A 14195-nucleotide genomic window follows, 5' to 3' on the forward strand; every position below is an offset into this window, starting at 1 on the left:
CGCCCTCGTGTTCTCGCTCGCCGCGTGCTCGATGGACTCCAACAGCGGCTCCACCGAGTCGACCACCTCGGCTTCGGCATCGGCCGAGCCCAGCGCCGAGGCCACCCCGGTCGCCTCGCTCCCCGACCTCAGCAACGGCGTCGACACCCAGGTCACCGTCGACCAGTCCTTCGTCGACGCGCTCACCTCGCTGGGTCTGACCCCGGCCCCGGTCGGCACCGGCACCTTCGACGGCGCCACGGGCACGTTCGCGTTCCCGATCACCGGCGGCAACGTCGACTACTACGACCCCTCGTCCGACGTGCGTCCCTACGTCCAGGGCGAGCTCGACCACGACGGCTCGGGCCTGTCGCTGACCGCCGGTGACACCACCGTCGAGCTCACCGACTTCCGCATCGACCCGGGCGAGTCGAAGCTCTACGGCACCGTGTCCGCCAACGGCGAGGTCGTCGTCGAAGACGCCTACCTGTTCAACCTCTGGGGCGGCACCCTGAAGCCCCTGCAGATGGAGGGCACCAACGCCGTCCTCGAGGGCACGACCGTGCACATCAGCCCCGACGCCGCCGCGCTGCTGAACGAGACCTTCAGCACCGACGCCGTCCAGGACGAGATGCTCGTCGGCGTCGCGAAGATCACCGTCGCCACGGAATAACACCCTCTGGTGAATCCGTGACGACAGCCGGCCTCGCCCACCCGGGCGGGGCCGGTGTTCCCGGTGGGCCCCCTCTCGCACCTCGTGCGGGAGGGGGCTTCTCCTCTGCGCCCGCCGCACCCCGGGCGCACGAGTAGCCACCGGGCTCGGCTCCTGCCTACTATTGTCAAGACATGTCGGAGGGGCGAGGTGGCGAGTGACTGATACGCAGCTCCCAGCCGACCTCTTCGCCGATCTCGACCGGCACGGGCCCGTCCCGCTCTGGTATCAGATCTCCACGCGTCTCGAAGCCTCCATCTTGAGCGGCCGACTCCCCGCGGGGGCCCGACTCGAGAACGAGGTCGGTCTCGGCGAGAGACTCGGACTCTCTCGACCGACCATCCGTCGGGCCATCCAGGAGCTCGTCGACAAGGGCCTCGTCGTCCGTCGACGAGGCATCGGCACACAGGTGGTGCACGGCCCCGTCACGCGCAACGTCGAACTGACGAGCCTGTTCGAGGATCTCACCGAGAGCGGCCAGGCCCCCACGACACGCCTTCTCGCGCACGGCGTCGTCCCCGCCGATGAGAAGACCGCCCTCGCGCTCGGCATAGGAGTCGGAGACCAGGTGAGCAACGTGAGGCGTCTCCGTCTGGCCGACGGTGTGCCCGTCGCGATCCTGGAGAACTTCCTCCCACTCGATCTCGCGCAGTTCTCCGACGACGACCTCAGCACCCGAGGCCTGTACCAGCTGTTGCGAGCACACGGCGTCACCATGCGGGTCGCCAAGCAGCAGATCGGCGCTCGCGCCGCCCACTTCGACGAAGCGCACCTGCTCGAGATCGAGCCCCGGGGCGCCGTGCTGACGATGACCCGTACCGCGTACGACGCCTCTGGTCGCGCCGTGGAGGTCGGGCACCACTGCTACCGACCCGACCTCTACTCGTTCTCGATCACCCTCGTCGACAAGTGACCCTCCTCGACAGGTGACGCCCGTCGAGGAGTGACGCTCGTCGACAAGACGATCCGTCAGCCGAGGGTCGGCGCCGCGGCGGGCACTCTCAACTCGCCGTTCAGGTACTGAGCGACCCCGAACCCGAACGACCAGTCTTGCGGGCCGTTCTCGACGTAGCCGATGAAAACGTCCTCCCCCGCGACGCCGACCGCGTCGAGGCCCGCGGCGATGCGGGCATAGAGGGCCTGCTTCGTCTCATCGCTCCGCCCCCGTTGCGTGAAGATCTGGATCATCACGACGCCGCGGGTCCGTTCGAAGCCCAGCCCGGCGTCTTCGGCGATGATGCGCCCTGCGGGCAGCTCGTTGACGACTTGGAAGCGGTCACGGACGGGGATGCCGTAGACATCGACGATCGCCTGGTGGATCGCGTCGGCGATCGAGGTGATCTGTTCGGGTGTCCGGCCGGTCATCAGGTCGATGCGAACGAGGGGCATGGTGGTCGTCCTAACGTCAGGGCAAATGTCATTACATACTAACAAAGAGCGACGGATCGCACCAGCCCGGACAGCAGGAGGCGCGGTGCCCTGATGCGGACACCGCGCCTCCTGCGCGTCTTTGCCGTCGGATCACACGGCGGGCACGAGCACGTCGCGGACGAGGGCGTCGAGCTGGGCGTCCGCCTCGAGGAACTGCCGCAGTGTCCTGACGACGGCGCCGAACCGCTCGAACTCGTCGAGCGTCATGCCGTCGACGTCGTAGGCACGGTGCCACTCCTCGGGCAGCTTCGTGGCCAGCGAGTCGAGGATGCGCGGGTCGACGGGGACGTCGATCCTGTCTTCCGCAGGCAGCTCGGCCGCGTTCATGTCGACCTGCCACGCGAACGGGGGCGACACGACGAGGTCTCCGCCGACGAGCTCGGACCACTGCAGGTGATTGCGGAACGCCGCCGACAGGATGCGCGAACGGAAACCCCGGGCGACGAACTCGTGGTGCGCCTTCTTCAGCGCAGAGACACCGGCCCATTCGAGGTGCCCCGGGTCGATCATGATGTGGTCGCGCTTGACCACGGCCTTCAGCCAGTCGTCGAGGCGCCCGCCCATGATCGTGACGACCGATCCGAACTCGTGGTTCTCGATCCCCTCGGCCGTGCGGCGATCGAGACCCCGTTCGATGGCGGTGCCCACCGCGACGGCCTGGGCGACGGTGAATGAGACCGTCGCGTTGATGCTGACACCCCGATAGGTCGCCTCCTCGATGGCCTCGATGCCGACCCGCGTGGCGGGGATCTTCACGATGATGTTCTTCGCCAACGACGAGAAGTGCACGGCCTGCTCGACGAGCGCGTCGGCGTCTCGGTGGAGGCGCGGATCGGTCTGCATCGACAGCCGACCGTTGCGACCGCCCGAGGCCTCGAACTCGCCTTCGAGCAGTGCCGCCGCCTCGATGCTGAGCCGCTCGACGGCGAGCCAGCCGATCTCGGACTCGCCGGCGGTGGGGTGCTCCTCGGCGATCTGGCGGAGGCGGGGAACCCAGGTGCCCAGGTCGTTCTTGATGGCCGTGTAGGCGATGACCGGATTGCAGGTCGCACCGACCGCACCGAATCCGATGGAGGCGGCCAGCTCGGCGGGATCGGCCGAGTCGTTCCACAGGCTGGTGGGGGTGTCCTGCGCTGCTCTGAGCAGAGGGGGGCGGTCGTCGAGGGGTGTGACTGCGGCTTCGGTGACGGTCGTCATCGGTCTCCTCCTGGAGGGGTCGTCGGTTTGCTGGGCTGAGCGCGGTCAGGCGCGGGACGCGGCGATGATCCGGTTCCGGATCTGCTCTCGCTGGTAGCGGCTGACGGCGTCGACGTCTTCGTCCTCGGCGAAGACGCTGGACACGGCGATCGTGTCGGAGCGGTCGAAGAAGCCGAGCTGCCCGAGACCGTCGAAGAAGGAGTCCCAGTCGACGTCTCCGTCGCCGATCTTCAGGTGCTGGTGCACCCGGGCCGCGGTGCCGGGCGGGTTCGTGATGTAGCGCAGACCGTGCGACCGGCGGTGGTCGAAGGTGTCGGCGATGTGGACCAACCCGAGTGTCGGCCCCGCGGCGGCCATGATCTCCGCCATGTCGCCGCCGTAGTGGAACGTGTGGCAGGCGACGTAGGCCAGACCCACGTTCGAGGAGTTGAGCCCTCGGATCACGCGCAGAGCCTCGAGTCCGTCTTCGACGAAGTCGTCGGGGTGCGGATCGATGTAGACCTGGATGCCCTCCCGCTCGATGATCGGGAGCAGCTCCTCCATCGACCAGTAGAACTGGCGCTCCGACTCCTCCTGCAGCTCGGGGCGCCCGCTGAACTCGGTGTTGATCACGCCGACGCCGAGGCGGGCGGTGATCTCGATGACGCGCTTCCACTGCTTGACGGCGGCCCGACGGGACTCCTCGTCGGGGCCTGACCAGCGGAGAACCGGCAGCACCGATGCGATCTCGACCCGCGCCTCCCGGCAGGCGGCGGCGAAGGCGTCGACGAGGTCGTCGTCGGCCTTCGGGTGACGGAAGAACGGGATGAAGTCCCGGTGGGGCGTGAGCTGGAGGTGGTCGTAACCCAGCTCGGCCACCTTCGCCGGGATCTCGAGCAGGGAGTGGCTGTGGTGCAACGGCGTAGGGTCGAGTGCGATCTTGACCACGGACTAGGCCTCGATGGCGGCGTCGGCACCGGCGGGCAGGTCGTAGAACGTCGGTCTCTCGATCGCGTAGTCGACCTCGACCCGGCGCCCCGTCCGCTGGGCCTCGACGCCCGCGGTCGCGACGACGCTGGCCAGGTAGCCGTCCCAGGCGCTCGGCCCGTCGATGGTCCCCCGGCGGGCGGCGTCGACCCAGCGCTGCACCTGCGTGTCGTAGGCGGCGCCGAAGCGCTCCTTGAACGTCGGCGGGACCGGCGCGCCGACGCGACCGGCGCTGGTCAGCTGGAGGCCCGTCTCGCGACCGATCGAGGCCACACCGCTCTCGAAGACGGCGTCGGTGGTCACCTGGTAGCCGAACTGGATGTTGACGTTGATCTCGACGACGGCCAGTGTGCCCGACACCGTCTCGAGGAGGACGAACTGCGGGTCGCGGAGACCGTCGGGGGCGAGGGAGTTGCGGCGCGGCTTCTTCACCTCGACGGCGACGATCGGCTCGCCGGCGATGAAGGGCACGGCGTCGATCTCGTGGATGACGGAGTCGAGGATCAGCATCTCTTCCGAGTAGCTGGGCGGGGTCGTCGCGTTCCGGTGGGCGCAGTGCAGCGCGACCAGGGCGCCGTGCTCGCCCGAGGCCACGAGCGCCCGGAGGTCTTGGTAGCCCTGGTCGAAGCGGCGCATGAATCCGACCTGGATATGCGGTCGGTCGAGCTTCTGCTCGGCCTCGAGGACGCGCAGGGAGGCGGCCTCGTCGGTGGTGAGCGGCTTCTCGCACAGGATCGCGAGACCACGCTCGAGGGCGGGCATCAGCACGGCCTCGTGAAGGAAGCCCGGGGTCGCGATGATGACGGCGTCGATCTCTGTCGCGTCGAGCGCCTCCTCGAAGTCGGCCGCGGTGATGGCGCCGGGCGCCTGGGCGGCGGCTGCGGTCGCTCGCGCGGTGTCGGGGTCGACGACGGCGACGACCGTGGCGCCGCTGATGGTCGAGGCGATGCGGGCGACGTGGTCGGCGCCCATCATGCCGGCGCCGACGACGGCGACGCGGAGATCGTGGGTGATGGGGGTCATGGCTGGTTCTCCTTCGAACAGGGGTGTCGTCAGACGAGGCGGGCGCGGGGCGAGCAGCTGAGGATGTGCTCGCGGGTGCGGGTGGCGATGCCGAGGGGCAGGTCGATCGACGCGACCGGGAACATGTCCTGCTCGACGATGGCGAAGATGTCGGGATCGATGCGGCTGACCGCCTCGAGCACGGGCGCCAGCTCGGGCACGCCCTTCGGGGGCTCGACCATCACGCCCATAGCGACGGCGTCGCCGAAGGGCACGTCGTTCTTCAGCACGGTGAAGCGGAGGTCGCTGTCGACCTGCTTGAGGTGCAGGTAGCCGATGCGGTCGGGGTGGGCCTCGATGAGGCGCACGTTGTCGCCGCCGTAGTAGGCGAAGTGGCCGGTGTCGAGGCAGAGGTTCGTGTAGCGCGCGTCGGTCTCGGCGAGGAACCGCTCGGTCTCCTGATACGTGCCGACGTGGCTGTCGGCGTGGGTGTGGAACTGCTGCTTCACCCCGAACTCCTGAAGCAGCGCCTTGCCGAGCTTGTCGTGGCCGGCGCCGAGCTTGGCCCACTGGTCGTCGGTGAGTGTGCGGGCCTCGAGGACCTCCGTGGTCGAGTCGCTGCGCCAGAGGTCGGGGATGACGACCAGGTGCTCGGCGCCGAGCTGCGAGGCGAGCCCCGCGACGGCGAGCGCTTGGTCCCACGCGCGCTGCCACTGGTCGTCGCCTTTGTGGAACCCGGTGAAGACGGTCCCGGCCGACAGCAGCAGGTCGCGCTTGCCGAGTTCGTCCTCGAGCTGGTGAGGGTCGGTGGGCAGGTAGCCGTAGGGGCCGAGCTCGATCCACCGGTAGCCGGCGTGCTGCACCTCGTCGAGGAACCTCGGCCACGGGATCTGGCTGGGGTGCTCGGGGAACCAGACGCCCCACGAGTCGGGGGCGGTGCCGATGCGGAGTCCGGGCGCGTCCGGGGCGGTCGAGGCGGCGGACGGCGTGGTGTCGGGATCGGTGACGGTGTCGGTCATGGCGGCGGTGCCTTTCGAGAGGATGTCGTCGAGTTCGAGGTGGAGGTGCGGGTCAGCCCAGCAGGGGGCGCTGACCGGCCTGGTGGTCGCGGTAGTCCACGAGGGCGGCACGGGTGCTGTCGAGGGTCGAGACCTGCGCGACCGGGACGTCCCACCAGCCTTCGCCGTCGGGGGCGTAGACCAGCGGATCGCTGTTGATGTGGATGAGCGTGCTCGTCGACGATGCCTTGGCCGTGGCGAGGGCGGCGGAGAGGTCGGCCACGGCGTTCTCGGTCGGCTGCACCTCGATCACGTCGACCCCGTAGCTGCGGGCGTTCATGGCCAGATCGACCGGGAGCACCTCGGTGCCCTGGAAGTCGAGCGACTCGGGGTCCAGTCGGCGGTACAGGGTGCCGAAGCGCTCGGCGCCGACGCTCTCGGAGAGATGCCCGATGGAGGCGTAGCCGTGGTTCTGGATGAGGACGACGATGATCTTGATGCCCTCCGCCACGGCCGTCACGAGCTCGGTGTGCAGCATCAGGTACGAGCCGTCTCCGACCATGACGATGACGTCGCGATCGGGAGCGCCCCGCTTCACGCCGAGTCCACCGGCGATCTCGTAGCCCATGCACGAGAACGCGTACTCGACGTGGTAGCCGAGCGGGTCGCGGACCCGCCACAGCTTGTGCAGGTCGCCGGGCAGCGACCCGGCCGCCTGGACGACGACGTCGCGGGGGTCGCTGGCGGCCTGGACGGCGCCGATGATCTCGGGCTGACCGGGCAGGGCGAGCCCCGACGGGAGGAACGCCTCGTCGACGAGGGCATCCCATGCCGTCTTCTCTGACGCCACGCGGGCGGCGTGCTCGGCGGGAACGGCGTGCCCGGCGAGGGCCTCGAGGAGTGCGTCGAGGGCCTCGCGCGCGTCGGCTACGACGGGTAGCTGCGAGCCGTGCTTGTAGGCGTCGAACGAGGCGATGTTGATGTTCACGAATCGGACGTCGGCGTGTTGGAAGGCGGTTCGGGAGGCGGTGGTGAAGTCGCTGTACCGGGTGCCGATGCCGATGACGAGGTCGGCGTCGGCCGCGATGCGGTTAGCGGCCGTGGTGCCGGTGGCCCCGATGCCGCCGAGGTACTGCGGGTGATCCCAGGTGAGGGAGCCGCCACCGGCCTGCGTGGTGCCCACGGGGATGCCCGTGGCGCGGGCGAACTCGTCGAGACGCTGTTCCGCCCCTGAGTAGAGGACTCCCCCGCCGGCGACGATCACCGGCCGCTCCGCCGAACGGATCGCCGCGATCGCCCGCTCGAGCGGCCCGCGTTCGGGGACGGGCCGTCGGATGTGCCACTCGCGCGGCTGCAGGAACTCCTCGGGCACGTCGACCCACTCGGCCTGCACGTCTTCGGGCAGGGCGATCGTGACGGCTCCGGTCTCGGCCGGGTCGGTGAGCACGCGCAGGGCGGCGAGAGCGATCGAGAACAGCTGCTCGGGTCGATCGACCCGGTCGAAGAACCGCGACAGCGGCCGGAACGCGTCGGTCACCTGCAGAGAGGTGTCGTGCGGCAGCTCGATCTGCTGCAGCACGGGGTCGCTGACCCGGGTCGCGAAGGTGTCGCTCGGCAGCAGGAGCGCAGGGAGGCGGTTGGTCGTCGCCAGTGCGGCGGCCGTGAGCATGTTGGCCGCGCCAGGACCGACGGAGGCGGTGCTCGCGTAGGTGGCGCGCCGCCGGTGCATCCGGGCGTACCCGACGGCCTCGTGGACCATCGCCTGCTCGTTGCGCGCCTGCAGGTAGGGCATGAGGCCGGGCCGGTCGACGTGGTACTGCTTCAGGGCCTGGCCGACGCCGGCGACGTTGCCGTGGCCGAAGATGCCGAACATGCCGGGGATCGTGCGCTCGCGCACGTCTCCGTCGATCGTCCACTGGTTCGCGAGGAACTCGACCAGAGCCTGGCCGACGGTGAGTCGTCTCGTCGTCATCGACGTGGTCCTTTCGGTGCTGCTGCGGGGAGGTAGGGCAGTCGGGGGTCAGGAGCCTGCGACTCCCACTGCGTGCGGACCCAGCCGTGTGCCGGGTCGTCGGTGATGAGCCAGGCACGCTCGGGATCCGGGCCTGCCATGACGTTCAGGTAGTAGAGGTCGTAGCCCGGAGCCGCGACGGCCGGGCCGTGATAGCCGAAGGGGACCAGGGCGACGTCGCCCGTGCGGACGAAGTGGTTCACGTCGATCCGCCCCGCCGGTGAGCTGTAGGTGGCGAACAGGCCGAAGGGGTCGGCCTGCTCGGGGGCGTCGAGACCGCGGCTGACGGCCGACTCGAAGTAGTAGATCTCCTCGAGTCGGGACTCGACGCCGGGGATGGACTCGTCGTGCTTGTGGGCGGGGTACGACGACCAGTTCTCGGCCGGGGTCACGACCTCGCAGACGATGAGCTTCTGCGCGTGGAGGCCCGCCGGCGTGCCGAAGTTGTGCACCTGGCGGGTGGAGCGGCCCGACCCTCGGATCTCGACCGGGATGTCGGCGGCTCGCAGCACCTGCACGTCGAGCACCTGGTCGGCGGGGGCCTCGGCGACCGCGACCCGGCCTTCGCCGGTGAGGCGCGCCTCCGTGTCGATGCCGAGGTAGACGACGTCGGCGGGGCCTTCGAAGACGGAGGAGCGACCCGCCAGCTCGACGGTGCCCGAGCCGCCGCGGGCATCGCTCCACTCGACCACGACGTCGCCGCACAGCGGCACGATCATCCGCTCGACGCCGACCGCGGGCAGCCGCGCCCCGGTGCCGGCCAGCTCGCCGACCCTCAGCCCGGTGTGCTGCCAGCCGTCGACCTCGCCATCGACCACCGTCTGCCAGTCGTGGCGGGCGAGGTCGCCGCGGGGGAAGAACCAGCGTGTGTCGTCGTCCATGTCGTCCACCTCATCATCGAGTGCCGCGACACCGTGGTCGCGAGCCTGCAGCCTGGGGAGAGATCCTCCGTCGGGTCAGTTCTGGGGGAATCCCAGGTCCACCCCGCCGTGGCTCGGGTCGAGCCACCGTGATGTGATCGCCTTCTCGCGTGTGAAGAACTCGAACCCCTGCATGCCGTACGCCTTGTCGGACCCGAAGATGGAGTCTTTGAAGCCGCCGAACGAGTAGTAGGCGACGGGCACGGGGATGGGCACGTTGATGCCGATCATGCCGACCTCGATCTCGGCCTGGAATCGCCGCGCCGCGCCTCCGTCGTTGGTGAAGATGGCGGTGCCGTTGCCGTACGCGCCGGCGTTGATCAGGGCGACCCCCTCTTCGTAGGAGGCGACCCTCACCACCGAGAGGACCGGGCCGAAGATCTCCTCCGTGTAGACCCGGCTCGTCAGCGGCACCCGGTCGATCAGCGTCGGGCCGAGCCAGAAGCCATCGGCCTCGCCGTCGACCTCGATGCCGCGGCCGTCGACGACGACGTCGGCACCGTCTTCGATAGCGATGTCGATGTAGCCGGCGACCTTGTCGCGGTGCTGCTCGGTGACGAGCGGGCCCATGTCGCAGCTGCGACGCCCGTCGCCGACGGTGAGGCCGGACATGCGCGACGTGATCTTCTCGATCAGCTCGTCCGCCACTGGCTCGACCGCGACGACGACGCTGATCGCCATGCAGCGCTCGCCCGCCGAACCGAACCCCGCGTTGATCGCGCTGTCGGCCACGAGGTCGAGATCGGCGTCGGGCAGCACGAGCATGTGGTTCTTCGCACCGCCGAGAGCCTGGACGCGCTTGCCGTGCTTCGCAGCGGTCTCGTAGATGTACTGCGCGATCGGCGTCGACCCGACGAACGAGATGCTCTTCACCTCGGGGTGCTCGAGCAGACCGTCGACGGCCTTCTTGTCGCCGTGGAGGACGTTGAACACACCCTCGGGCAGGCCGGCCTCGGCGAAGAGGCGGGCGAGGAACATCGCACTCGACGGGTCTTTCTCGGACGGCTTCAACACGACGGTGTTGCCGACCGCGATGGCGATCGGGAAGAACCACATCGGCACCATCGCCGGGAAGTTGAACGGGCTGATGATCCCGACGACGCCGAGCGGAGCCTTCGTCGAGTACACGTCGACACCGGTCGAGACCTGCTGGGAGAACTCGCCCTTGATCAGGTGCGGGAACCCGGTCGCGAGTTCGACCACCTCGAGGCCACGGGTGATCTCGCCGAGAGCGTCGGAGAGGACCTTGCCGTGCTCGCTCGTGAGGATCTCGGCGAGTTCGCCCTTCCGCTCGTTGAGCAGCTCGCGGAATCGGAACATGATCTGCTGCCGCTTCGTGATCGAGAGGTCGCGCCAGGCGGGGAAGGCCTTGGCGGCGGAGGCGACGGCGGCGTCGATCTCGGACCGGTCGGCGAGCGACACGTTCTTCGTGACGCGGCCGAGAGCCGGGTCGTAGACGGGCGCGGTGCGTCCGCCGGCGCCGGGTGCTTCGGCGTTATCGATCCAGTGCGCGACGAGAGGGAGGTCCGTGGGCGTGGAGGTCATCGTTCTGTCGATCCGTTCGTGTGGGCGGGCGTGTGGACCAGGCCTGCTGCGAGGTCCACGGCGGCGGCGACGTCGTCGTCGCCCGGGTAGAGGAGGGTTCGTCCGACGACGAGACCTCGGACGCCGGGGAGGGCGAGCGCCTCGGCCCAGCGACGGTAGGTGTCGGCCGGGTCTCCGCCGGGGTCTCCGCCGAGGAGCAGCGTGGGGAGGGTCGTGGCCGCCATGACGCGCTCCATGTCGTCGACCACGGGGAGCTTCAGCCAGCTGTAGGCGGACGACTCTCCGAGCCCTGAGGCGATCGCCACCGACTTGATGACGGCGTCGGCGGTGAGGTCGTTCTTCACCCGCCCGTCGACCCAGCTGCTCATGAACGGTTCGAGCATGATCGGCAGGCGCAGCCTTGCCGACTCGGTCACCGCGCGCGCCGTCGCGTCGAGGGTCGCTGCGGTGCCGGCGTCGTCGAGGTTGATGCGGACGAGCAGCTTGGCGAAGTCCAGGTTCGACTCCGTGATGGACGAGGCCGAGTAGGCGGTGAATCTGTCGTCCATCTCGAACGAGGCGCCCTGGAGTCCGCCGCGGTTCATGCTGCCGACGACGACCTTGCCGTCGAGTGCTCCGAGCAGCGCCAGGTCTTCGAGGATGTCGGGGGTGCCGAGCACCCCGTCGACGCCGGGTCGGTCGAGGGCGACGACCAGTCGCCGGAGGAGGTCGTAACGATCGGCCATGGCGGTGGCGTCGTCCCGCACTCCGAGGGCGCCCCGGGCGGGGTGATCGGCGGCGATGATGAACAGGCGCCCGTCGGCCGCCAGCGGTGCGGGCCGCGTTCTCGATGCGAGGAGTTCGGCGATCCGGTGCGGGGCGGCGGCGCGGATGCTCCGGAGTCGCTCGAAGTCGACGGTGGGTGCGATGGGATCAGACATGGTGCGCCTCCTGGAGGACTGCCTCCACCTCGTCGGTGGTCGGCATGGCGGTGGAGCACTCGAAGCGCGTGGCCACGATGCCCCCGGCGGCGTTGGCGAACCTCAGGGTGCGTTCGAGCGACCAGCCGGAGAGCAGACCGTGGCAGAGCGCCCCTCCGAAGCCGTCGCCGGACCCGAGGCCGTTGATGACCTGGACGCGATGCGCGGGCACCTCGATGCGTTCGTCTCGCGTCTTGGCGAGGACGCCCTTCGGCCCCTGCTTGACGATGGCGATCTCGACGCCTCGATCGAGGAGGGCGTCCGCAGCGCGTTCGGGTTCGGTCTCGCCGACCGCGATCTCGCACTCCTCGCGATTGCCGACGGCGACGGTCACGTGCTCGAGCGCCCGACCCACCTCGCGGGTCGCCACCTCGGGGCTGCTCCAGAACATGGGCCGGTAGTCGAGGTCGAGGATGGTCAGCGGGCGGCGGTCACGGGTCTGCCACGCGATATGGTGCGCCTGCCTGCTGGGCTCTTCGCTGAGACCCGTCACGGTGGCCCAGAAGACGCTCGCCTGCTCGATAGCCGCGTGGTCGAGACCGCCGGCCGTGATCATCAGGTCGGGGGCTTTGGGCTGCCGATAGAAGTACAGCGGGAAGTCGTCGGGCGGGAAGATCTCGCAGAAGGTCACGGGCGTGTTCAGACCGTCGACCGTCGAGATGAGCCGGGTGGAGACGCCGAGTCGTTCGAGCTCACGGACGACGTAGCGACCGAAGGGGTCGTCGCCGGTGCGGGTGAGGACGGCGGAGCGACGCCCATGACGAGCGGCGGCGATGGCGACGTTGGTGGCGCTGCCGCCGACGGACTTGCTGAACGTGTCGACCTCTTCGAGCGGGACCCCGGACTGCTGAGGGTAGATGTCGACGCCGACACGACCCATCGTGAGGACCTCGAGAGAGCTGCTGTCGGTCACTTCCTGCCTTCTTTCACGATGTAGATGGCCCCTGTGCTGAAGTCCTCCTCGAGCTGCTCGAGCGAGCGGCCGTTGGTCTCGGGGACGCGTGTCGCGGCGAAGACGAAGGAGGCGGTGTTCAGCACCGCGAAGATGAAGAACGTCGTCGAGATGCCGATGCCGGCGACCAGGATCGGGAAGAGCAGGCTGACGGCGAAGTTCGTGAGCCACAGGATCAGCACGGTGAGGCCCATCCCGACTCCGCGGAGCTTCAGGGGGAAGATCTCGCTGAGCATGAGCCACACGAGCGGCCCGATGGTGCCCTGCATGGTGCCGACGAAGCAGATGACGAAGATCAGGACGACGATCGCACGGCCGAGGCCCTCGGGGATCAGGAGGGACGACAGGCCGATGAGCAGGTGGAAGATCGCGACGCCGGCGAAGCCGAACATGAGCATGTTGCGTCGGCCGACCCTGTTGATGACTCGGAGGGCGACGAGCATGGCGACGACCGCGATCACACCGGCGCCGACGTTGGCGATCAGGGCGCCGCTCTGCGAGAAGCCCGACTGCTGCAGCACCTGAGTGCCGTAGTACATGATCGAGTTGATGCCGGTGAGCTGCTGGGTGACGGCGAGGCCGATCCCGATGAGCAGGATCTTGCGGAGCCATGGCTCGGCGACGAGATCGGCGAGGCGGGCGCTCTTCGCCTCCTTCTCCTCTTCAGCGAGTTCGCGGACCTCGGCCATCTCGGCCACGGCGCGGTCGTCGGCGCGGATCTGCTTGAGGACTGCGAGGGCGTCGTCGTCGCGGCCCTTCGCGATGAGCCAGCGCGGGCTCTCGGGCACACGGAACATGCCGATGAAGAGTGCGATGGCGGGGAGCACGGCGACGGAGAGCATGTATCGCCAGACGTCGTCGTGCTCACCCCAGATGCTGCCGATGACGGCGTTGATCGTGAACGCGGCGAGCTGGCCCGAGACGATCATGAGCTCGTTGCGACTGACGAGACCGCCGCGCTGCTCCGTCGGGGCGAGCTCGGCGAGGAAGACGGGGACCGTGACGGAGGCGCCGCCGACCGCGATCCCGAGGAAGAACCGAGCCCCGGTGAGGAACTCCCAGGTGGGGGCGAGGACGCACGCGAGAGCGGCGAAGAAGAACAGGATCGCCAGGGTGTTGATGGTGGGCTTCCGGCCGAAGGCGTCCGAGATGCGTCCGATGAAGAACGCGCCGACGGCGGCTCCGATGAGGATCGCCGACACCATGACGCCTTCGCTGGCGGGCGTGAGCCCGAGGCTCTCCTCCATGGAGTCGAGGGCGCCGTTGATGACACCGGTGTCGTAGCCGAAGAGCAGCCCGCCGAACGTCGCGATGACCGCGACGGTGCCGAGTCGTCTGGTGTGAGGCCCTGAGACCAGGGCGGGAAGCGCTCTTCGGGGAGAGCCTCCGGATGCGTTCGTGACCACGATTCCTCCATTGGTTGTGGTGACTGCTCCCCGCTCTGCCGCGGGGTGCCACCCTGATGCCGGCGACAGGATGAGGCTAATCATGTTCTCATGTCCTGTCAATCAGTCAAATGATCT

At 69.0% G+C, this 14195-nt stretch carries 13 protein-coding genes; 2 read left to right on the forward strand and 11 right to left on the reverse strand.

Features of this window, described 5'->3' with window-relative positions:
• Window positions 1-7 precede the first annotated feature (7 nt).
• Window positions 8-652, forward strand: a complete 645-nt coding sequence (locus tag SOM13_RS10320) for a hypothetical protein (protein ID WP_320479701.1) — start codon at window positions 8-10, stop codon at window positions 650-652.
• A gap of 196 nt (window positions 653-848) precedes the next feature.
• Window positions 849-1604 (forward strand): GntR family transcriptional regulator, encoded by a 756-nt coding sequence (locus SOM13_RS10325; RefSeq protein WP_320479660.1) that lies wholly within the window; start codon window positions 849-851, stop codon window positions 1602-1604.
• 56 nt (window positions 1605-1660) lie between these two features.
• Here the strand turns inward: SOM13_RS10325 and SOM13_RS10330 are convergent, their stop codons facing one another.
• The 11 genes from SOM13_RS10330 to SOM13_RS10380 form a co-directional block, all read right to left on the reverse strand.
• Window positions 1661-2080, reverse strand: a complete 420-nt coding sequence (locus SOM13_RS10330; protein ID WP_320478228.1) for a tautomerase family protein — start codon at window positions 2078-2080, stop codon at window positions 1661-1663.
• Window positions 2081-2212: 132 nt separating this feature from the next.
• Complete coding sequence (locus SOM13_RS10335; RefSeq protein WP_320479661.1) at window positions 2213-3319, reverse strand: transaldolase family protein; 1107 nt, start codon at window positions 3317-3319, stop codon at window positions 2213-2215.
• Window positions 3320-3364: 45 nt separating this feature from the next.
• The gene (locus tag SOM13_RS10340) at window positions 3365-4246 is read right to left on the reverse strand and encodes a sugar phosphate isomerase/epimerase family protein (protein WP_320479662.1); all 882 of its coding nucleotides are present in this window, start codon (window positions 4244-4246) and stop codon (window positions 3365-3367) included.
• A gap of 3 nt (window positions 4247-4249) precedes the next feature.
• Complete coding sequence (locus SOM13_RS10345; protein ID WP_320479702.1) at window positions 4250-5299, reverse strand: Gfo/Idh/MocA family oxidoreductase; 1050 nt, start codon at window positions 5297-5299, stop codon at window positions 4250-4252.
• A gap of 38 nt (window positions 5300-5337) precedes the next feature.
• Complete coding sequence (locus SOM13_RS10350; protein WP_320479663.1) at window positions 5338-6306, reverse strand: sugar phosphate isomerase/epimerase; 969 nt, start codon at window positions 6304-6306, stop codon at window positions 5338-5340.
• A 52-nt stretch (window positions 6307-6358) separates the two neighbouring features.
• On the reverse strand, window positions 6359-8257 hold the full coding sequence (gene iolD, locus SOM13_RS10355) for a 3D-(3,5/4)-trihydroxycyclohexane-1,2-dione acylhydrolase (decyclizing) (protein WP_320479664.1): 1899 nt from the start codon (window positions 8255-8257) through the stop codon (window positions 6359-6361).
• A complete protein-coding gene (gene iolB, locus SOM13_RS10360) occupies window positions 8254-9177 on the reverse strand; it encodes a 5-deoxy-glucuronate isomerase (protein ID WP_320479665.1) in 924 nt (307 codons plus the stop codon). Before iolB ends, iolD begins: the two co-directional genes overlap by 4 nt.
• Window positions 9178-9252: 75 nt before the next feature.
• The gene (locus SOM13_RS10365; RefSeq protein ID WP_320479666.1) at window positions 9253-10761 is read right to left on the reverse strand and encodes a CoA-acylating methylmalonate-semialdehyde dehydrogenase; all 1509 of its coding nucleotides are present in this window, start codon (window positions 10759-10761) and stop codon (window positions 9253-9255) included.
• Window positions 10758-11681 carry a Cgl0159 family (beta/alpha)8-fold protein gene (locus tag SOM13_RS10370; RefSeq protein ID WP_320479667.1) on the reverse strand — a complete coding sequence of 308 codons (924 nt, stop codon included), beginning with the start codon at window positions 11679-11681 and terminating at the stop codon, window positions 10758-10760. Before SOM13_RS10370 ends, SOM13_RS10365 begins: the two co-directional genes overlap by 4 nt.
• Window positions 11674-12633 (reverse strand): 5-dehydro-2-deoxygluconokinase, encoded by a 960-nt coding sequence (gene iolC, locus SOM13_RS10375; protein ID WP_320479668.1) that lies wholly within the window; start codon window positions 12631-12633, stop codon window positions 11674-11676. The genes SOM13_RS10370 and iolC overlap by 8 nt, the downstream gene beginning before the upstream one ends.
• Window positions 12630-14078: a sugar porter family MFS transporter gene (locus SOM13_RS10380; RefSeq protein WP_320479669.1), complete on the reverse strand. Its 1449-nt coding sequence runs from the start codon at window positions 14076-14078 to the stop codon at window positions 12630-12632. The genes iolC and SOM13_RS10380 overlap by 4 nt, the downstream gene beginning before the upstream one ends.
• Between the last annotated feature and the right edge of the window lie 117 nt (window positions 14079-14195).

Origin of the sequence: Frigoribacterium sp. CFBP9030 (assembly GCF_034045195.1) — a bacterium.
Classification (GTDB): domain Bacteria; phylum Actinomycetota; class Actinomycetes; order Actinomycetales; family Microbacteriaceae; genus Frigoribacterium.

Bases quoted from the DNA above. Each gene is read 5' to 3' on its own strand.
- iolB (WP_320479665.1), bottom strand. From the start codon at position 9,177: ATGGACGACGACACACGCTGGTTCTTCCCCCGCGGCGACCTCGCCCGC.
- iolD (WP_320479664.1), bottom strand. From the start codon at position 8,257: ATGACGACGAGACGACTCACCGTCGGCCAGGCTCTGGTCGAGTTCCTC.
- SOM13_RS10370 (WP_320479667.1), bottom strand. From the start codon at position 11,681: ATGTCTGATCCCATCGCACCCACCGTCGACTTCGAGCGACTCCGGAGC.
- SOM13_RS10335 (WP_320479661.1), bottom strand. From the start codon at position 3,319: ATGACGACCGTCACCGAAGCCGCAGTCACACCCCTCGACGACCGCCCC.
- SOM13_RS10350 (WP_320479663.1), bottom strand. From the start codon at position 6,306: ATGACCGACACCGTCACCGATCCCGACACCACGCCGTCCGCCGCCTCG.
- SOM13_RS10330 (WP_320478228.1), bottom strand. From the start codon at position 2,080: ATGCCCCTCGTTCGCATCGACCTGATGACCGGCCGGACACCCGAACAG.
- SOM13_RS10365 (WP_320479666.1), bottom strand. From the start codon at position 10,761: ATGACCTCCACGCCCACGGACCTCCCTCTCGTCGCGCACTGGATCGAT.